The organism is Plantactinospora sp. B6F1 (genome assembly GCF_040120695.1).
Classification (GTDB): Bacteria; Actinomycetota; Actinomycetes; order Mycobacteriales; family Micromonosporaceae; genus Plantactinospora.
In genome coordinates this window covers 54,250-72,266 of the sequence record NZ_JBEEAC010000016.1, presented here as the reverse complement: position 1 = coordinate 72,266, position 18,017 = coordinate 54,250, and the positions used below count along the sequence as shown (strand labels likewise).

The 18,017-nt window shown below is 72.5% G+C and carries 17 protein-coding genes; 7 read left to right on the top strand and 10 right to left on the bottom strand.

Features of this window, described 5'->3' with window-relative positions; genetic code table 11:
* Positions 1 to 111 precede the first annotated feature (111 nt).
* Positions 112 to 1,053, top strand: a complete 942-nt coding sequence (locus ABNF97_RS20755) for an alpha/beta fold hydrolase (RefSeq protein ID WP_130461639.1) — start codon at positions 112 to 114, stop codon at positions 1,051 to 1,053.
* A 32-nt stretch (positions 1,054 to 1,085) separates the two neighbouring features.
* Here the strand turns inward: ABNF97_RS20755 and ABNF97_RS20750 are convergent, their stop codons facing one another.
* Both ABNF97_RS20750 and ABNF97_RS20745 read right to left on the bottom strand, forming a co-directional pair.
* Positions 1,086 to 1,451 carry a UCP033725 family protein gene (locus ABNF97_RS20750; RefSeq protein WP_130465758.1) on the bottom strand — a complete coding sequence of 122 codons (366 nt, stop codon included), beginning with the start codon at positions 1,449 to 1,451 and terminating at the stop codon, positions 1,086 to 1,088.
* Positions 1,448 to 4,555: an SseB family protein gene (locus tag ABNF97_RS20745; protein WP_349339469.1), complete on the bottom strand. Its 3,108-nt coding sequence runs from the start codon at positions 4,553 to 4,555 to the stop codon at positions 1,448 to 1,450. Before ABNF97_RS20745 ends, ABNF97_RS20750 begins: the two co-directional genes overlap by 4 nt.
* Positions 4,556 to 4,741: 186 nt before the next feature.
* Here ABNF97_RS20745 and mycP point away from each other — a divergent pair, with 186 nt between their 5' ends.
* Positions 4,742 to 5,977, top strand: a complete 1,236-nt coding sequence (gene mycP, locus ABNF97_RS20740) for a type VII secretion-associated serine protease mycosin (RefSeq protein ID WP_349339468.1) — start codon at positions 4,742 to 4,744, stop codon at positions 5,975 to 5,977.
* Positions 5,978 to 6,176: 199 nt separating this feature from the next.
* Here mycP and ABNF97_RS20735 read toward each other — a convergent pair whose 3' ends face one another.
* The 3 genes from ABNF97_RS20735 to eccB all read right to left on the bottom strand — a co-directional run bounded on the left by ABNF97_RS20735 (position 6,177) and on the right by eccB (position 8,474).
* On the bottom strand, positions 6,177 to 6,470 hold the full coding sequence (locus ABNF97_RS20735) for a WXG100 family type VII secretion target (protein WP_130461637.1): 294 nt from the start codon (positions 6,468 to 6,470) through the stop codon (positions 6,177 to 6,179).
* A 24-nt stretch (positions 6,471 to 6,494) separates the two neighbouring features.
* A complete protein-coding gene (locus ABNF97_RS20730) occupies positions 6,495 to 6,815 on the bottom strand; it encodes a WXG100 family type VII secretion target (RefSeq protein ID WP_130461636.1) in 321 nt (106 codons plus the stop codon).
* A 255-nt stretch (positions 6,816 to 7,070) separates the two neighbouring features.
* On the bottom strand, positions 7,071 to 8,474 hold the full coding sequence (gene eccB, locus ABNF97_RS20725) for a type VII secretion protein EccB (protein ID WP_349339467.1): 1,404 nt from the start codon (positions 8,472 to 8,474) through the stop codon (positions 7,071 to 7,073).
* 101 nt (positions 8,475 to 8,575) lie between these two features.
* Here eccB and eccE point away from each other — a divergent pair, with 101 nt between their 5' ends.
* From eccE to rarD, 4 genes are all read left to right on the top strand, one after another.
* A complete protein-coding gene (gene eccE, locus ABNF97_RS20720; protein ID WP_349339466.1) occupies positions 8,576 to 10,450 on the top strand; it encodes a type VII secretion protein EccE in 1,875 nt (624 codons plus the stop codon).
* A gap of 34 nt (positions 10,451 to 10,484) precedes the next feature.
* Positions 10,485 to 10,871, top strand: coding sequence for a phage holin family protein (locus tag ABNF97_RS20715; RefSeq protein ID WP_349339465.1), 387 nt, complete (start codon positions 10,485 to 10,487; stop codon positions 10,869 to 10,871).
* 81 nt (positions 10,872 to 10,952) lie between these two features.
* The gene (locus tag ABNF97_RS20710) at positions 10,953 to 11,492 is read left to right on the top strand and encodes a GNAT family N-acetyltransferase (RefSeq protein WP_349339464.1); all 540 of its coding nucleotides are present in this window, start codon (positions 10,953 to 10,955) and stop codon (positions 11,490 to 11,492) included.
* Between the two features lie 52 nt (positions 11,493 to 11,544).
* Positions 11,545 to 12,477 carry an EamA family transporter RarD gene (gene rarD, locus ABNF97_RS20705; RefSeq protein WP_349339463.1) on the top strand — a complete coding sequence of 311 codons (933 nt, stop codon included), beginning with the start codon at positions 11,545 to 11,547 and terminating at the stop codon, positions 12,475 to 12,477.
* A 36-nt stretch (positions 12,478 to 12,513) separates the two neighbouring features.
* Here rarD and ABNF97_RS20700 read toward each other — a convergent pair whose 3' ends face one another.
* Positions 12,514 to 13,176, bottom strand: coding sequence for a TetR/AcrR family transcriptional regulator C-terminal domain-containing protein (locus tag ABNF97_RS20700; RefSeq protein ID WP_130461631.1), 663 nt, complete (start codon positions 13,174 to 13,176; stop codon positions 12,514 to 12,516).
* Positions 13,177 to 13,262: 86 nt separating this feature from the next.
* Between ABNF97_RS20700 and ABNF97_RS20695 the strand changes: the two genes are divergently transcribed.
* Positions 13,263 to 14,897 (top strand): ABC-F family ATP-binding cassette domain-containing protein, encoded by a 1,635-nt coding sequence (locus ABNF97_RS20695; protein ID WP_349339462.1) that lies wholly within the window; start codon positions 13,263 to 13,265, stop codon positions 14,895 to 14,897.
* Between the two features lie 135 nt (positions 14,898 to 15,032).
* On the opposite strand, the gene ABNF97_RS20690 is transcribed toward ABNF97_RS20695, so the two are convergent.
* The 4 genes from ABNF97_RS20690 to ABNF97_RS20675 all read right to left on the bottom strand — a co-directional run bounded on the left by ABNF97_RS20690 (position 15,033) and on the right by ABNF97_RS20675 (position 17,943).
* Positions 15,033 to 15,623 (bottom strand): DoxX family protein, encoded by a 591-nt coding sequence (locus ABNF97_RS20690; RefSeq protein ID WP_130461629.1) that lies wholly within the window; start codon positions 15,621 to 15,623, stop codon positions 15,033 to 15,035.
* Positions 15,624 to 15,797: 174 nt separating this feature from the next.
* Entirely contained in the window at positions 15,798 to 16,493 is a 696-nt protein-coding gene (locus tag ABNF97_RS20685) for an anti-sigma factor family protein (RefSeq protein ID WP_349339461.1), read from the bottom strand.
* On the bottom strand, positions 16,490 to 17,005 hold the full coding sequence (locus ABNF97_RS20680) for a sigma-70 family RNA polymerase sigma factor (protein ID WP_130465755.1): 516 nt from the start codon (positions 17,003 to 17,005) through the stop codon (positions 16,490 to 16,492). Before ABNF97_RS20680 ends, ABNF97_RS20685 begins: the two co-directional genes overlap by 4 nt.
* 155 nt (positions 17,006 to 17,160) lie before the next feature.
* A complete protein-coding gene (locus ABNF97_RS20675; RefSeq protein WP_130461627.1) occupies positions 17,161 to 17,943 on the bottom strand; it encodes a helix-turn-helix domain-containing protein in 783 nt (260 codons plus the stop codon).
* Positions 17,944 to 18,017: the final 74 nt, after the last annotated feature.

Here is an 18,017-nt window from a genome sequence, read left to right as displayed (position 1 = left end):
CGGGCGCGGCGCGCTGTGTCCCGAGACGGGAAACCCCGGCGAGCGGGCTCCATCGGCCGGGCCGGCCTTGAGAGGTGGGATGGCCGGACCCGCCCTGGGAGGTCGGGCGGCATGAGCGAGCACGGTGCCGGCCGCAGGCCGGTCGTCGACGAGTCCTGCGTACTTGTGGACGGTCCGTGGACGCACCGCTTCGTCGGCGCCAACGGCAGCCGGTTCCACGTCGTCGAGGCCGGCAGCGGACCGCTGGTGCTCTTCCTGCACGGCTTTCCCGAGTTCTGGTGGGCCTGGCACGAGATGCTGCCGGCGGTAGCCAACGCCGGTTACCGCGCGGTCGCGGTCGACCTGCGCGGCTACGGCGCGAGCGACAAGCCGCCCCGGGGGTACGACGGCTACACCCTCGCCGCCGACGTGGCCGGACTGATCCGGGCCCTCGGCGAACGCTCGGCGGTGCTGGTCGGCTCGGGCGCCGGCGGCATGATCGGCTGGACCGCCGCATCCTTCCACCCGAGCCTGGTCCGCCGGCTGGTGGTGCTCGCGGCACCGCATCCGCTGCGGCTGCGCGCCGGGATCTTCGCCGACCCGCGCGGGCAGTTCGCGGCGGCCACCCCGATGCTGAAGTTCCAGATCCCCCGGTACGAGCACGTGCTGACCCGGGACGACGCCGCGCTGGTCGGCTACTTCCTGCAACGCTGGGGCGGACCGCGCTGGGTCGACAGCCCCGGCTTCGCCGAGTACGCCGAGCGTTGCCGGCAGGCGATGCGGATCCCGCAGGCCGCGTTCTGCGCGATGGAGGGCTACCGGTGGGCGTTCCGGTCGGTACTCCGGCTGCACGGCTACCGGTTCGTCAAACTGATGCAGAAGCCAATGGTCACCCCGACCCTGCAACTGCACGGCGCGCTGGACGAGGCGTCGCTGCCGCGTACCGCTCAGGGGTCCAGCCGCTACGTGGTGGCCCCGTACGAGTGGCGACTGCTCGACGGCGTCGGGCACTTCCCGCACGTCGAGGCGACCGACCTGGTGCTGGGCGAGGTGCTGCGCTGGGCCAAGTCCTGACCGCCGGTCCGGCCCGGCCTGCGGCGAGCGGGTCAGGCGCGGTTCTCACGCAGGTCGGTGACCTCGGCCGCCGGCGCCCAGCCCTGGTAGACCCCGAAGTCGAACGCCTCCAGCCCCATCGCCTCGGCGACCGGCCAACGTCCGCCGGTGTACTCCACCCGCAGCCAGTTGTCGTGCTGGGCGAGCACGATGAACGGCTGGCCCTGCCACGAGCACCTGGTCCGGACGTAGACCAGCTCGCCGACCTCGGCCGCGGCCACCACCCGGACGTACCGCCCGGGTCGGACCTCCTCGAAGCCCTCGCCCGGTTCCGCCTGGTAGAGGCGTACGTCGTCACCGGCCGGGCTGGCTTCGTACTCCCGGCCGCGCCACTGGGCCAGGTAGCCGTCGCGCATCAGCCCTCCTCGGCCCGGCGCCAGACGGGTACGTCGCAGTCCAGCGTCGCCACCAGCCGCTCGGCGCCGTCGATCCCGATCCGGTACAGCTGTGCACCGTGCGGCAGCCGTACGCTGTCCACCTTGAACTCGGCCACCACGTCGCTGCTCTCGCCCGGCGCGAACCCGTTGCCCCGGAAGGGCGGCCGCTCGATCACCCAGCCTTCCATCGCCCGCATGGCGGCCTCGTTCTGCCCGCCGTACGGGATTCGGTAGAGGCTTGGCCGGTACGCCGGCCAGCGGAGCACGTAGATCTCCTCGGCGTCCCGGTCGAAGGGCGAACCGGGGTGGTTGAGGCCGAGCGCGGCGTGGAGCTTCCCCGGGGTACGCAGATGGGCCACCTCGGACGCCCGGTGCACGAAGCCCGACACCCGGTCGTAGCCACGGTCGAGATAGTAGGAGAGCTGGCTGGGCGCGATGGTCTTCTGCATTATCGTCGGTCGCCCCGGATCCTCCCGATCCGGCGCGTACGTCGACCGGGGCACCTCCTCCTCGACCGGAGCCTGCGGCGCCGGCTCGCCGGTGTCGTCGCCGAGGCCCACCTCGGCGGCCCAGTTCGCCAGCGCGACGATCTGACCACCCGGCAGCTTCGCCCCGACCGGCGTGCCCGGGTTCACCGCGAACGAATAGTTGTCGTCCGGCCACCGTCGGATCAACTGGGCAAACTTGACCTCGACCGTGTCGGTGGTCTCCGGCAGGTGGTCGCCGAGCCGTTCCGGGGAGGTGAACACCACGACGTAGCGCTCGCCGTCCAACAGCTCGGTACGCCACTCGAAACCGTCGTCACCGGGCCGGGCGCCCGGGGCCGAGTTGAACGCCACCGGCAACAGCACCCTGGCGAGCAGCAGGGTGGAGAGGAAGGTGTCGGTACTGCCGTCCCCGGCGGCGTCCAGCAGGCTCCGCTCGACCTCGTTGGCCGGCACGAACTCCGGCACGAGCCGGCGAGCGGGAGCCGGCTCGGCATGAGCCGGCGGCTCGGCCACGGCCGGCCGATCAGCGTAGGCCGGCGGCTCGGCGATGGTCTGCGGCTCGGCGGCGACGGGGCCGGTCGTAGCCGGGTCGGCGGTCGGCGACGGACTCCGCGGCGCGCCCGCGGTCGCCTCGGTCGGCGCCGCCCCGGGGACGAACTGCTCGGTGGGGAACGAGCCCACCGTCAAGGACTCCGCCGTGAACGGAGAACCGGCGAGCGACTGGCTCAGGCCCGTACCGGTGCGGACCTGTTCGGTGGGTCGGACCTCGGCGGGTGCGGCCTCGACAGGTTCCGCTCCGGCGGTAAACGGGCTCGCCGGATCCGGCCCGGCGGGCTGGTCGACGGCCGTCTGGTAGCCGATCGTCGCTCCGTCGGCGTCCGCGCCGGCCCACGACTCGCCGGCCCACGACTCGCCGGCCCACGACTCGCCCGCCCCGGACGACGACGCGACGGGCTCAGACGACGGATCGGCGGCCCCGGACGACAACACGCCGGCCTGGGACGACGGATCGGCGAGTTCGGACGACAACACGCCGGGCTCAGACGACGGGTCGGGGACGCCGAACGGCGACGCGCCGGCCTGGGACGGCGGATCGGCGAGTTCGGGCGACGGCACGCCGGACGAATGCCGGGCAACCGGGGTGAACAGTGACGGTTCGGAGCGCGGGGCTGGCGGATTCCATACCTCTGCCGGCGGAGCCTCCGACGGCGGCACCTGCGGGGCAACGGCCCCGCTCACCAGTTCCTCCGCCGTCCCGGTCTCGATCGGTTCGGCTGGCGAGTCGAGCGGCTGACCGGCGGGTGGGCCGGCCGGCTCCGCAGCGGGTGGCCCGGCCGGCTCCGCAGCGGGTGGCCCGGCCGGCTCCGCAGCGGGTGGGCCGGCCTGATGGGGAGCGGGTGGGCCGGCCTGATGGGGAGCGGGTGGGCCGGCCTGATGGTCGGCGGAGCCGTGCCAGGCCGGTGGCGGGCCGAACGGTGGGCCGGACGGCCCGCTGTCGGACGGCGGTGCGGATATCGACGACGCCGGACCGGCCGCTGCCCCGACGCCGGCCGAACTGCCGTTCGTCGTGTTCGACGAGATGGCTTGACCTGGACCCGCCGGCGTCATCCAGCCGGCCGAGGTGTCCGCCGAGATCTGGCTGCCGAAGTCTCCGCCCAACCCGCCCCGGACCGGCGTCGGCGCGATCACCGGCACCGTAGCCGGGGTGCCGCTCGGCGGGGCTGAGACCGGTTCCGGAGACGGCGGGACGGCTGTGGTCTCGCCGGTCGGGGGCATCGCCGGGTCCCGTTCGCGTTCGCCCTCGATCGACCATGACGACTCGACCGGCTCCCGCGACGACCCGGGTGACCGCAACGGCAGTCCCGACGGGTGCGAATGCATCTGCCGGAACGGGTCAGCGTGCATCTGCCGGAACGGCTCGGCGTCCGGCGACCGGAACGGCCCGGCGTCCGGCGACCGGTACCGGTCGGAATCCGTCGACCGGTACGGGTCGGCGGAGTCCCGCAGCGTGCCGGGCCAGCCCGAGCCCGGGCCGTCCGGGTCGGCCGGCCGGAACGGCCGCCCGTCCGGTGCCGACCGGAACGCACCGGCTGGTTCGGGCTCCGCCCTCGGCCCGTCCGGTGCCCTGCGCGGCACGGCGGCCGTGGCCCGGGCCCGGGCGGTCCGCTCGACCTGCTCCAGGCGCGCCCGCGCGCCCATGCTGCGGCCGGGCAGCCGTACGTCGCCGCGGGAGAGTTGGGAGACGAACCAGGCGGGCAGGTAGCCCTCGATCGGCAAACCCGGGTTCACCGCGAGCCACCACTCCGGATTGGGCCATCCGGCGGCCAGGTCGGGGTAGGGCGCCCGCCGGGTCGATCCGGCATTCTCGGCGAGACACGCGCGCAGCGCGGCGGTGGATGTGAATGCGAGTACGTGGGTCCGACCGCCGGTGGTCCAGGTGCCCCAGCCCATCGGCGCGCGACCGGCGAGCGCCTCGGCGGAGACCGGAAGCAGAAGATCGGTACGGGCGAGAATACGGAAATAGAGTTCCTGGTCGCCTGCGCGCAGTGCGTCCCGCATCGCGGCCTCGGTCTCGGTGGCCGGCTCCCATTCGGTCACGGCCACCTCCCTCTCGCCGAACAGGCCACAAGCATCGCGTACAACCTACAAGGTGGGGACGGGATCACAATGGTTGGCTGGCGGTGGATGCCGTCGCCGACGATCCACCGATAGCATCCGGTGGGCAGGGCGGGACCGATGACGATCCGGCCCGCTGGCGGACCGAACCGATTTCGGAGGCGATCCATGCCCGGCCGGACAATACGACTCACGCTGATCGGCGCGATCACCGTGCTGGTGGTCCCGCCGATCGCCGCCGGTCCGGCCACGGCTGCGCCGCTCGCCCCACCGGCCGCCCAGCGGGCCCTGCCCGGCTGTGACAACGACACCCCACCGGCACAGCCCACCACCACCCTGCCGTGGGCGCAACAGCGGTACGCCCCGGAGCGGCTGGCGCCGCTGGCCACCGGAGCCGGCGTGACGGTAGCGGTGATCGACTCCGGTGTCGACAAGACCCATGCCCAACTGCGGGGACGGGTGCTGCCGGGGCGGGACTATCTCGATCCGGGTCGGGACGGGACGCGGGACTGCGCCCGGCATGGCACCGGCGTGGCCAGCATCATCGCGGCCACGCCCCGCGAGGGCACCCCGTTCCGGGGACTGGCGCCGCAGGTCAAGATCCTTCCGGTACGGGTGAGCGAGAAGAAGGTCATCGAGGGCGAAGAGAGGGGAGAGAGCGTCAACGCCGAGACATTTGCCCAGTCGATCCGCTGGGCGGTCGACAACGGGGCGGACGTGATCAACCTCTCCGTCGTGTACTACAGCGACAACGCGGCGCTCAAACGGGCGGTGGAGTACGCCCTGGAGAAGGACGTCGTGATCGTCGCCGCCGCCGGCAACCTGTACCCGGACAAGAACCCGAGGCCGTACCCGACGTCGTACGACGGGGTGATCGGGGTGGGCTCGGTCGGTGAGGACGGGGTGATCTCCCCGTTCTCCCAGCGTGGCGACTACGTGGATCTGGTCGCCCCCGGTGGCAACGTCGCGGTGGCGGTGCCGGAGCGCGGGCACGTGTTGGACAACGGCACCAGTTTCGCCACCCCGTTCGTGACCGCCACCGCGGCGCTGATCCGGCAGTACCGGCCCGACCTCAACGCGCGGCAGGTGGCGCAGCGCCTGATCGCCAGCACCGACCCGGTACCGGGCTCCGACCCCCACGCCTACGGGGCCGGCATGCTCAACCCGTACCGGGCGGTCACCGACACGGCGGCGCCGGCCCTGCGCCCGGAAGCCGCCGGGCTGCCGCCGTATCAGGTCGACCCGGAGGAGGTGGCGCAGGCGCAACGGCGGTCGGAGAGCCAGGAGCGGGCGCTGTGGGTGGCCGGCCTCGCCGGCACCGTCGCGCTGGTGGCGCTGCTGCTCGCCGTGGTACTCCCGCGGGGAGCGCGCCGTGGCTGGCGCCCCGCCGGCCCGACGTCCTGACCTCGGGGCCCGACGTCCTGACCTCGGGGCCCGACGTCCTGACCTCGGGGCCCGACGTCCTGACCTCGGGGCCCGACAATCCTGACCGCCGGGCCCGACATCCTGACCACCAGGTCAGCAGCGGTACGCCCAAGCAGATGCCCCGGGGTGCGGCGCGATGGCGCGGCAGCCCGGGGCAGTCTGGGTGGTACGCGGGGCCTTACTGGAACAGGCCGGTGTTCTTCTTCTCGGTGCTGAGGTAGTCGGTAGCCGACTCGTCCATCGCCGACTTGATGGACCGCAGCATGTTGGCCAGCTCCTGCGCGCCCTGGCGCCACTTGGTCTGGCGCTGGAAGTACGCCTGCTGCGCCTCACCCTCCCAGGTGTTGACGAGCGGCGCGGCGTCCGCCTCCAGCTGGTCGAGCTGCGAGTCCAGCGTGTTCAACGCCTTCTGGATGTCCGCGCCAGCCTGCTGCAACGCGGCAAAATTGACGACAAGAAGGCCGTCACTCATCGGATCTTCCCTCCCCGGTTCACATCAGAGCGGCAGCGTTATGCCGCCGGCGTTGGTGGCGTTCATCCGGCTCGACGCCTCGGTGTCGGAAGCGTCGTACTGCTGGCCGGAGGTACGGATGGCGGTCGCGGTCTCGCGCAGCGCGCGGTGGATCTGCTCCTGGTTCTGCGCCCACTGCTGCTTGACCTGCTCGAACGAGCGGCCACCCGCACCGCGCCAGGCGCTCTGCAGCACCTCGAGCTCACCCATGAGGCTCGTCAGCATGCTCTGCAGCGACTGGTCCACCGTCTCGAACTTCGTGGCGGTTTGTTCCATCACCGCGGCTTCTGCCTGCGTCTGGGACACCCCCGAAGTCACCCCGCTTCCCTAACTCGTCGTCGATCCGGGAGCCCACTGTGGACTTCCCGGCTCGTGTCCGGTCCCTTTCGGGGGCAGGACACAACCTGGCAATTACTTCCGTAGCCGACGGTAGCGGGCCGGGGCAAGCCTTGGATACCCCTTGAGGTCACCCCTGTGGACAAACCCGTACCGCAACGAACCGGACCAGCGGCTACCGACGGTCACCGATATTCTTCCCCACCCGGGCACCGTCCCGCTGTCCTATTGTGTGCCGGCCCGGGCACGGGCCTTCTCGGGATCCAGCGCCGGTCCGTCCGGAATCAGCGTGACCAGGGTACTCGGCATCCTCACCCGCTTGGCGGCGCCGTAACCGAGGTTGCCCAGCACCTCGCCACCGGTCACCGGATGCCGCCGCCCCTGGTCGGTGACGACCGAGATGGCGCCGCCGGTGGCACCGGGCGCGGCGGCGGCCTCGACCACCACACCCCGGCCGGGCTCCAGCACCACCTGGTCGGCGAGCGCCCCACCCCGGGCCGACTGGGCCGAGGTCGCGGGCGGATCGGCGATCCCGGACAGGTCGGCGCCGATCCGGATGGCCTGCACGCCCCGGTCGTCCGGCACGTCGCCGCAGACCACGCCCCCCTCCGCCGTCGCGATCTTCGGCGTGGTCGCGGGTGCCGCCGCGTCGTTGCCGGGCACCAGGTCGCCCTTCTTCGGCAGCGCGCCGTACTGGCCCTGCGAGAGTTTGGTCGCCGGGCCCTGGCCGGCGGCGTCGGAGGTCAGCAGGATGTTGGCCTGCAACTGGGTGATGTTGTAGAGGCCGTCACGCTTGGCCACCGCGTACTGGCCGCCGCCGCCCTGCCGTTCGACCAGGAAGACCTCGCCGATTTTCGCGCCGTCCACCGCGTCGGACGGCTCCCCCGCGTCGGGAATCCGGATCTCGCCCAGGTCCGCCCCGGCGGGCAGGGCGTTGAGCAGGGCCGGCGCCACCGCTATCTGCCGTTCGCTGCCCCAGGTCAGCGCGCTGATGACCAGATCGGGATTCTGGATCAGGTGCCGGCGGTTGTGCCAGATCAGGAAGAGCTGGCCGTTGGGATGCACCGCCAGCAGGCCCTCGTCGCCCAGCTCCTCGCCGCCCGGGGCCGCCTTGCCGATCAGCAGTGTCGACTGTGGCTGGCCGGCGGCACCGGCGCCCTTGCGCGGCTCGGAGCAGATGGTCCAGCCGCCGGTGACCAACCGGTTGCTCGGGGCCAGGGACTCCGGCAGGTCGCGGATGCCCAGCGTGACGCCGCGCGGCTGGCCCTCCAGCGACTTACGGGAGACCGACACCGTCTTCGGTGCGGGCTGACCGACGATGAGCAGCGCCGATGCGTAGTTGAGCACCGGATGCAGGGTGTTGTCGACGTAGACGTACTGCGCGCCGGACTCCTTCTCGACGATCACCACCGACTCGTTCTTCCACTTGGTCGCGCCACCGCCGACGAAGACCCCGTAGACCACCGAACCGCCGATGCCGATCAGCGCGATCAGCACACTGGCCAGGGTGGCGCCGGCCGCCCGCCGGAACGGCGACTGCGCGGGATCGGTCTCCCGCATCACCAGCGCGCCCACCACCCGCTGGACCATGAACTGGTAGGAATGCAACTGGTCCTGCCGCGACGGCATGCGGGCCCCCTCTCCGGTTGGTCCGGCCCATACGATAGGCCCCTGAGCGAATTGCGGGGGGCGGGCCCACCGCCGACACCCATCGGAGGGAGGCTATCGCGGTGACGCTGACTGCGGCAGACAACCGGACCCGGCCCACCGGCACCCCGAGCAGCCGGATCGACCGGTCGCCACCGGCTCCGCTGCCGGCATCGTCGACCCCGGCCCGGTCCGGCCTGTTCGGCGTACGGGCGGGACAGATCGTCGCCCTCCAGGTGGCGCTGGCGCTCGTGCTCGCCGCCGCCACCCAGGGCCCGCTGCCACTCGTCGGGGCGGCGCTGCTCGCCATCGTCCTGGTGTTGCTGACCTGGGTCCGGATGCGCCGACGCTGGCTGTTCGAGTGGGTCGCCATCGGGATGCGCTACTCCTCCCGGCAGCGCACGCTCCCGCAGGCCGCACCCCCGGAGGCCCTGCTGGACCTGGTCAACCCCGGGGCGGTGGTGCTGCCGGTCGACCTCGCCGGCGACGCCGCCTGCATGGTCAGCGACGCCTACGGCCTGACCGCCGTACTCGAACTCGGTGACCAGGTCGGGATGCTCGCCGACAGCCCGCAGTCGCTGCTCTCCCCGGCCGGCCTGCTGCCGGCGGCCAGTGCGGAGACCCCGCCGATGCGGGTGCAACTGGTGCTGACCGGCGCTCCGGCGCCGACGTTGAGCGCGGGCGGCGGCACTCCCGCGACGTCGTACCGGCAGCTCACCGACGGGCGGCTGCTCGGGCACGAGCGGGCACTGCTCGCCGTCCGGGTGCTGCGCGCCGACGGCTGGTCCGAGGAGGACCTGCGCCGGGCCCTCTCCAGCGCCGTACGCAAGGTGCGCCGCCGGCTCGCCCCGGTGCCGACCCGGGTGCTCGGCGAACGCGCCGCGCTCGGCGTACTGGCGGAGACGGTGCACCACGACGGCGCGCAACCGGCCCGGGAGAACTGGCAGGGCGTCAGCCTGGGCGGGCTGTTGCAGACCACCTTCCGGCTGCGCCGCTGGCCGGATCTGCGGACGGAGACCGGGCGCCGCTTCGTGCCCAGGTTGCTGGCGCTGCCGGCGACCGCCACCACGGTCTCGGTGAGCGCCGGCCCGTGGGCGGGCGGCGGCACCGACAGCATCCGGGTGGACGTCACCGTACGGCTGGCCGCCGACAGCCCGCAGACGCTCGGCACCGCCGTCCAGGCGCTGCGCCGGCTGCTCTCCGCCGAGCACGCCGTCGCCCGGCGACTGGACGGCGAGCAGCTCGACGGTGTCGCCGCCACGCTGCCGCTGGGGGTGCTGGGTGCCGGCCCGACCGCCCCGGCGCCGGCCACCGTGCTGCCCGCCTCCTCTGTGGACGCCCTCGACCTGCCGATCGGCCTGGCCGGGCTGATGCTCGGCGCCAACCGGCACGGCGCGGCGGTGGTCGCCCGGCTCTTCCGGGCCGAGACCACCCGGGTGGTGCTGATCGGCGGCGTACGCGCCGCGCAACTCATCGCGCTGCGGGCGATGGCGCTCGGCGCCCGGATCGTGGTGCAGACCGCCAGGCCGCGTGCCTGGGAGCCGTTCGTCCGCGGGGCCAGCGGGCCGGGCTCGCCGATCGCGATGATCCCGCCGGGGCGACCGATCGGCGGTCCGCCCGGCACCCAACTGCACCCGCTGCTGGTGGTGGTCGACGTCGGCCCGGTCGCCGCCGACTCGCAGCCGGGGCCGGGCTGGCAGACCAGCCTGGTGGTACGCGACGAGCTGGCCCCGGTCGACGTCGACGCGGTCTCCCGCGCCGACCTGGTGGTGTTGCAGCCGCTCCGGTCGCACGAGGCCCAGCTTGCCGGCGTGGCGCTCGGGCTCGGCGACTCGGCGGACTGGTTGACCCGGATCCGGGCCGACATGGTCGGGGTGATCAACCGTCGGGTGCTGCGTTGGGCGCTGCTCTCGGCCACTCCGATCGAAGCCCAACTGATCGGCCCGCCGGCCCGGTAGTCGCGCCCGCGATCACATGGCACTATCTGCGGGCATGGGTTTCCTGAAAGGTCTTATCGTCCGGCTCGCCGGCACCGCACTGGCCTTCTGGCTCGCCACGCTGATCATCCCGGGGATCACCCTGGACACCGACTCGATCGGCGGTGCGGTCAGCACGCTGATCCTGGTGGCGATCATCTTCGGGGTGGTCAACGGCGTCCTCCAACCGATCATCAAGACTCTCGGCTGCGGGCTCTACCTGCTCACCCTCGGCCTGATCGCGCTGGTGGTGAACGCGCTGCTGTTCCTGCTCACCAGCGCCATCGCGGGCGGGCTCGGCCTGCCGTTCGAGGTCGACGGGTTCTGGCCGGCGGCGGTACTCGGCGCCCTCTTCGTGAGCCTGGTCACCTGGCTGTTCGGCATGCTGATGGACCGGGACTGAACCTTCCGCCCCGGGGCGACGCCGACCACAGGTCGGGAATTGGTCCGGGGCGGCCGGCCGGGTCGGGGATAGCGTCGCGGTGTGCTGACCGTGACACGAGAAGACGGGTACGAACTCTCCACCGATCCCGGGCGGGTGGATGTCGACCGGGTGCACCACTGGCTCTCCACCGACGCCTACTGGGCACTCGGCCGGCCCCGTGACGTACTGCTCCGGGCGATCGAGGGCTCGACCGTCTACGGGGTGTACGCCCCGGACGACCGCCGCCAGGTGGCGTTCGCCCGGGTGGTGACCGACGGGGCCACCTTCGGCTGGCTCTGCGACGTCTACGTCGACCCGGCTGCCCGGGGCCGGGGGCTGGGCCGTTGGATCGTGCGTACCGTGCGGGAGGATCTCGACCGGCGGGGCCTACGCCGGATCCTGCTCACCACCCTGGACGCGCACGGGGTCTACGCCGAGGTCGGCTTCGCCCCGCTGGCCAACCCCGGCCGGTGGATGGAACTGATGTTGCGGCCGGTGCCGGCCGACGCGAACGGTGCCGGCGGCCGGACGGCCAGCGGCGCCGACGGTGGCGCCGGTGCCGCCGCCACCGTCGGCGGCGGGACGGGATCGAACGGGTGACACCGCCCACTGGAAAGGACTCCAGGCCGGTCTCGCCCCTTACGGTGGGGCAATGAGCCAGGCCCGGCGCGGATACCTCTACGGCCTCGGCGCGTACACGCTGTGGGGTTTCTTTCCGCTCTACATCCGGCTGCTGGAGCCGGCCGGGCCGATCGAGATCCTGGCCCACCGGGTGGTCTGGTCGGTGGTCTTCGTCGCGCTGCTACTCGCGGTGGCCCGCAACTGGGGCTTCCTGCGCGAGCTGCGGCACCGACCGGCCAAGCTCGCCGGGATCGGGCTCGCCGCCGCGCTGATCGCCGTCAACTGGGGCACCTACATCTACGGCGTCAACTCCGAACGGGTCGTCGAGACCGCGCTGGGCTACTTCATCAACCCGCTCGTCGTCGTCCTGCTCGGGGTCGCCGTGCTGCGGGAGCGGCTGCGGCCCGGCCAGTGGGTCGCGCTCGGCATCGGCGGGCTCGCGGTCGCGGTGCTGACCGTCGACTACGGCCGGCTGCCGTACCTCGCGCTCACCCTGGCGGCGAGCTTCGGCGGGTACAGCCTGGTGAAGAAGCGGCTCGGGCTGCCCGCCGCCGAGGGCATGTTCATCGAGTCGGCGGCGCTCACCCTCCCGGCAATCGGCTACCTGGGCTGGCTCACCTGGCATTCCGAGTCCAGCTTCGGTCAGGTCTCCGCCGGGCACACCGCCCTGCTGATGCTGGCCGGCGCCGCCACCGCCACCCCGCTGCTGATGTTCGCGGGTGCGGCGAACCGGCTCCCGCTGACCGCGCTCGGCATGTTGCAGTACCTGGCGCCGATCCTTCAGCTCGGTTTCGGGGTACTCGTCTTCCACGAGCCGATGCCACCGGCCAGGCTGGCCGGATTCGCGCTGGTCTGGCTGGCTCTGGTGGTCTTCACGGTGGACGGGATCCGCAACGTCCGGCGGTCCCGTGCCGCGCTGCTCGCCGCCACCCCGGAGCCGGCGGCGGCCACCGCCGCCCGCTGACCCGAAACCACCGGCCGGAAAGTGCCGAGCGGACGTTCACCGATCGGTGGGCAGGCCGTCGAGCAGGTAGGCCAGCCCGCGCCGGAAGGTGTCGTCCTCGTCCCGGTCGTCCAGGTGTCCGGTCTCGACCAGGGTGGGATAGCGCTCCCGCTGGGCAGCGAGGTGCTGCCGGGCGGCCTGCCGCGACTCGGGATCGTCGAGCCGCTGCCACGACGAGAGCGTGACGGCGGCGCCGATGACATAGTTGGCCAGCGCGTGCGTGGCGGCGGTCAGGTCCGGTTCCACCAGCCCGGCCCGGCGCAGTGCGGACTGGAGGAACTCGGTCCGGGCCAGTACGTTCGGCCCGATCAGCGGCCGGCCGACCAGCGCCGCCGACCACGGGTGCCGGAGCATCGCCGCCCGCCAGCCGAGCAGCAGCGTCTCGGCGTCGGTCCGCCAGTCCCCGCTGGGCGACGCGGGCAGGACCACCTCACCGAAGATCTGGTCCAGCGCCAGGTCGAGTACGTCGTCCTTGTTGGTCACGTGCCAGTAGAGCGTGGTCGACCCGGCGCCCAGCCGTTCGGCCAGCCGACGCATGGTGAGCCCGGCGACGCCTTCCCGGTCGAGCAGTTCGACCGCCGCCGCGACGATCCGGTCCCGGCGCAGCGGCGGCCCACTGCGGCCCGGGGAGCGGGGAGGCCGCAGCCAGACACCTGTCATGTCCGGGAGTCTAGTCCACCGTTCCGGCTCTAGAACGTTGTTCTAGACTCTAGAACATTGTTTTAGAAGCTTCGCCGGAGGTTGCCGTGGCACACGTCGAGATCAGGCACCTGCACCACCGGCTGCCGGACGGGCGGCCGCTCCTGCACGACGTCTCGTTCCGGGTCGCCGACGGAGTCACCGCCGCACTGGTCGGACCGAACGGCGCCGGCAAGACCACTCTGCTCCGGCTGGTCGCCGGAGACCTGACCCCGACGGCCGGCGAGATCGTCACCTCCGGCGGGCTCGGCGTGATGCGCCAGTTCATCGGCACGATCCGCGACCACCGCAGCGTCGCCGACCTGCTGCTCTCGGTGGCACCCGACCGGATCCGCCGGGCCGCCGCCGAACTCACCGGCGCCGAGCGGGTGCTGCGGGTGCGCGACGACGAGTCGACCCAGCTCCGCTACGCGCACGCGGTCACCGAGTACGTCGAGGCCGGCGGCTACGACCTCGAAGTCGTCTGGAACGCGGTGACGACGGAGGCGCTCGGGTTGCCGTACGAGCGGGCCGCCGGGCGGGACGTCAACACCCTCTCCGGCGGCGAACAGAAGCGACTCGTGCTGGAGGCCCTGCTGCGCGGCTCCGACCAACTGCTGCTGCTCGACGAGCCCGACAACTACCTCGACGTACCGGGCAAGCAGTGGCTGGAGCGGCAACTCCGGGCCAGCACCAAGACCGTGCTGCTGGTCTCGCACGACCGGCAACTGCTCGCCGAGGCGGCCGACCGGATCGTCACGGTCGAGAATCGGCAGGTCTGGGTGCACGGCGGTGATTTCGCCAGCTATCCGGCGGCCCGACAGGACCGGATCGACCGGCTCGACGACCGACACCGCCGATGGGCGGAGGAGCACGCCCGGCTCCGCCGCCTGGTGCACACCGCCCGGCAGGGCGCCGCCCGCAACGACGCGCTCGCCTCGGCGTACCGGGCGGCGCGGAGTCGACTGGCCCGGTTCGAGTCGGCCGGACCGCCGACCCGGCCGCCGAAGGAGCAGAACGTTCGGATCCGGCTGCGCGGCGGGCGTACCGGCAAACAGGCCCTGATCTGCCAGCAGCTCGAACTGACCGGCCTGATGCGCCCCTTCGACCTGGAGGTCTGGTACGGCGAACGGGTCGCCGTGCTCGGCTCCAACGGCTCCGGCAAATCCCAGTTCCTCCGGCTGCTGGCCGGCGCCCGCGACGTCCAGTACCGGGGTGAGGTACGGCTCGGCGCCCGGGTCGTACCCGGGCGGTTCGCCCAGACCCACGCCCGCCCCGACCTGTACGGCCGCACCCCCGCCGAGATCCTGATGACCGGGCACGCCCTGCTCCGCAACGACGCGATGGCGGCACTGGCCCGTTACGAGATCGCGCCCGCCTGGGACCAGCCGTTCCAGAGCCTCTCCGGCGGCGAGCAGGCCCGGTTGCAGATCCTGCTGCTCGAAATGGCCGGAGCGACCCTGCTGCTGCTCGACGAGCCGACCGACAACCTCGACCTGGCCAGCGCCAATGCGCTGCAACGCGGTCTGGAGGGCTTCGCCGGTACGGTCGTCACGGTCACCCACGACCGCTGGTTCGCCGCACACACCGACCGCTACCTGCTGTTCGGAGCCGACGGCCGGGTGGTGGAGACCGACGAGCCGGTCTGGACCGAGGGACGGGTCAACCGCCCCGCCGCACACCAGCCCCCGGCGACCTCATGATCCGATAGCGTCCGGCCGGTTAGAGCGAGCCGGGCGCTACGGGACCAGGTAAACAAAGAGTCTCGCGGTCCGTGGGGGTCGGTCCGCGAGACGGGAGGGGAGTCGTGGGCCACCGCCGGGGCGACCCTCGGTTGGTCAGATCATCCAGCGGTGCCGCTGCACGAAGGGCAGCCGCGCCCACACTCGACCCAGTCCCCAGGTGTGTCCGGCATACGTCGCGGCCAGCACGACCAGCACCGCGGCGTAGATCAGGTGGTAGTCCATGAACGGGTTGGTGGAGCCGGTGGGCTCACCCGCGCTGTTGTGCTGGGCGAGGGGGAACTCGGCGAACCACATCAGCACCATCATCAGCGCACCCGAGGCGGCGGCGACCCGGATGCCGATGCCCGCGATCAGCGCGACACCGACGCCGAGCAGGCCGAGCATGAAGAGCCCGTTGGCCCACCAGGTGCCGGCGATGCTGTGCGCGACCGACTCGAACGGCCCCACCGAGACGTGCGAGAGGAAGCCCTCGGTCGGCGAGCCGCCGTTGATCCAGGCCCGCTCGCCGGGGGTCGAGTAGCCGAGGCCGAAGAGCTTGTCCAGGAAGGCCCAGAGGAAGACGAAGCCGGTCGAGACGCGCAGCACGGCGAGTGCCTTGGCACCGGTCTTGGTCAACATCGCGCCGGGCGAGTCGGCCCGCTCCAGCGGCGTGGTGATCGGGCGGATGGAGTGGCGGGTGGTCATCGTGACCTCCGAGGTCGACCCTTGTCCTGACACCCATTACTTTCCTCGGTACGGCGCCGCCGCACCCGGGTCCGAGTGCACCACTGCCCGGGACCAAAGACCCGGCCGGGTCCCGGGACCAACGACCCGGCGGCGTCGACAGCGCGTACGGCGACCGGACCCGACCGGTGCGCGCTACGGCACGTCGTAGGCGAGCAGCGGGGTGTTGTCGTACCGGAGGAGTTCGAGGCGGACCAGCTCGGACCTGGTGAACCGGGTGACGCCGGTGAAGGTGGCGTCGTCGCCGGGCGCGGCGAGCCAGGAGCCGACCTGCTCCGTCTCGCCGTTGGGGCCGTGCGCCACCAGCCGGAACGTGTACGCCTTGGTGTAGTCCCTGGTCTCCGCGTACTGGCAGCGCATCGTGACCACGGTGCCCCAGCGGGTACCGTCGAAGCCGATCTCGGCGGTGACCGGTACGTTCCCGCCGACCGGCTGCATGGCGACCATCCGTACCTCGACGTCGGTGCCGGGGTTCCGGTCACCGACCACCGGTACGGCGACCCCGAACCCGAGCACGGCGGCCAGCGCCGCGGCTACCAGGGCCAGCCCAGCGGTGCGGAGCCGGCCACGTCGGCGCTCCCGGTGCCGGCGGACCCGGGCCTCGTCGAGCAGCTTCGGCAGCCTCTCGGCGGTGCTCGGCGGGGTGCCGATCTCGGCCAGGCCGGCCGGGTCGAGCCGGCCCAGCAGTCCCGGCAGGACGGCGATCTCGGCGACCGCCTCCCGGCAGGCCGGGCAGCCGGTCAGGTGCCGCTCGTACCCGGCCCGTTCGGCGGGAGAGAGGGCGCCCAGCACGTACGCTCCGTCATCGTGTGCGTACTCGCAGTTCGTCACCCGGTCACCCCCATCTCCGCCAGGATCAGCCGCAGCGACCGCAGCGCGTAGTGCGTCCGCGACTTCACCGTGCCCGGCGGTACGCCCAGCCGGGCGGCCGCCTCGGTCACCGACCGCCCCCGGTAGAAGCACTCCACCAGCACCTCACGGTGTGACGGCGAGAGCCGGTTCAGCGCCTCCGCCACCGTCCAGGCCTCCACCGCCCGATCCGTCTCGTCGTTCGTCTGGGGCGGTTCGGGAAGCTCGGCGGTTATCACCTCGCCGATCCTGGCGCTGCGCCGCCGCCAGGCGTCGATGGCGAGGTTGCGGGCGGTGGTGAAGAGCCAGGCCCGCACCGATCCCCGGTCCGGGTCGAGCGCCCCCGGATGCCGCCACGCCCGCAGCAGCGTCTCCTGCACCAGGTCCTCGGCCCGCTGCCGGTCGCCGCCGGTCAGGCGCAGGGCGTGCGCGAGCAGTGCGTCACCGTGCTCGTCGTGCATGGCGCGCAACAGTTCGGCGTCCTGCTCGCTGATGTCGTCTCGCCTCCCGCCCGCTGGCCCCGGCACTCGGTACCACGCACCCACCACCGGACCGGTTCAACCGACAGCATCGCCTGCTCCGTGGTCTCCTGCTGCCCTTCCAGGGGCAGCAGGAGACCACGTTCCGGTTCGGGGACCGGGCGGGCCGGTCAGGGTTCCGAGGCGAGGCCGTCGGCGACGGCCCTGGCCACCGCGAGCAGCTTCGCCCGGACCACCCGGGCCGAGGTCATCATCTCGGCGGCCGGCAGCGCGCAGGCGAGCACCACCCTCCGCTCCATGTCCTTGTCCGGGGCGACCAGCACCGCCGCGCACGCGACGCCGTGCCGGAACTGGCCCAGCTCCAGGTGCATCCCGCGCCGGTCACCGGCCGCCAGGTCCGCCTCGAACGCGTCGGCGGCGACCAGGGTCGCCGAGGTGAACGGCCGCATGCCGTACTCGCGCAGGTAGCGGAACCGCTGCTCCGGGGTGAGGGTGGCCAGCAGCGCCTTGCCGAGCGCGGTGGCGTGGGCGCCCTCGTCGAAGCCGGGCACCAGGTCCTCCAGGTACGGCGACCGGGGGCCCTCGGCCACCGCGGTGACCGCCACCTGCCCGCCGACGAACCGGCCAAGGTAGTGGCTGTAGCCCGTGTCCGAGGCGGCCCGGCGCAGCGACTCACCGACCGCCGGGGGTCCACGGAAGGCGGTGACGAGTTCGCGATACCGGTCCGCCACCTCCAATCCGACGATGTACGTGCCGTCTTCGCGCCTGATCACGTAGCCCTCGTAGGCGAGCGTGCGCACCAGGTGGTACGTGGTGGCCACAGTCAACTCGCAACGCCGGGCAATCTGTTTCACGGTCAGGCCCTTCGGTGCCCGTCCCACCGCTTCGAGCACGCGCAAGGCACGCGACACGCTGCGGATCAGGTCCGAAGGTTCCGCCAAGGGGTCGCGCACAACCACCTCCGCCGCCGGGGGCTTACAGAATATGAAAAACCGGGCGCCTGCGAAATGCCCGGCCGGATTGAGGA

Excerpts from the sequence above, each read along its gene's own strand:
- rarD (WP_349339463.1), top strand. The coding sequence starts at position 11,545 with ATGAGCCAGGCCCGGCGCGGATACCTCTACGGCCTCGGCGCGTACACG.
- ABNF97_RS20715 (WP_349339465.1), top strand. The coding sequence starts at position 10,485 with ATGGGTTTCCTGAAAGGTCTTATCGTCCGGCTCGCCGGCACCGCACTG.
- ABNF97_RS20735 (WP_130461637.1), bottom strand. The coding sequence starts at position 6,470 with ATGAGTGACGGCCTTCTTGTCGTCAATTTTGCCGCGTTGCAGCAGGCT.
- mycP (WP_349339468.1), top strand. The coding sequence starts at position 4,742 with ATGCCCGGCCGGACAATACGACTCACGCTGATCGGCGCGATCACCGTG.
- ABNF97_RS20690 (WP_130461629.1), bottom strand. The coding sequence starts at position 15,623 with ATGACCACCCGCCACTCCATCCGCCCGATCACCACGCCGCTGGAGCGG.
- eccB (WP_349339467.1), bottom strand. The coding sequence starts at position 8,474 with ATGCCGTCGCGGCAGGACCAGTTGCATTCCTACCAGTTCATGGTCCAG.
- ABNF97_RS20700 (WP_130461631.1), bottom strand. The coding sequence starts at position 13,176 with ATGACAGGTGTCTGGCTGCGGCCTCCCCGCTCCCCGGGCCGCAGTGGG.
- ABNF97_RS20755 (WP_130461639.1), top strand. The coding sequence starts at position 112 with ATGAGCGAGCACGGTGCCGGCCGCAGGCCGGTCGTCGACGAGTCCTGC.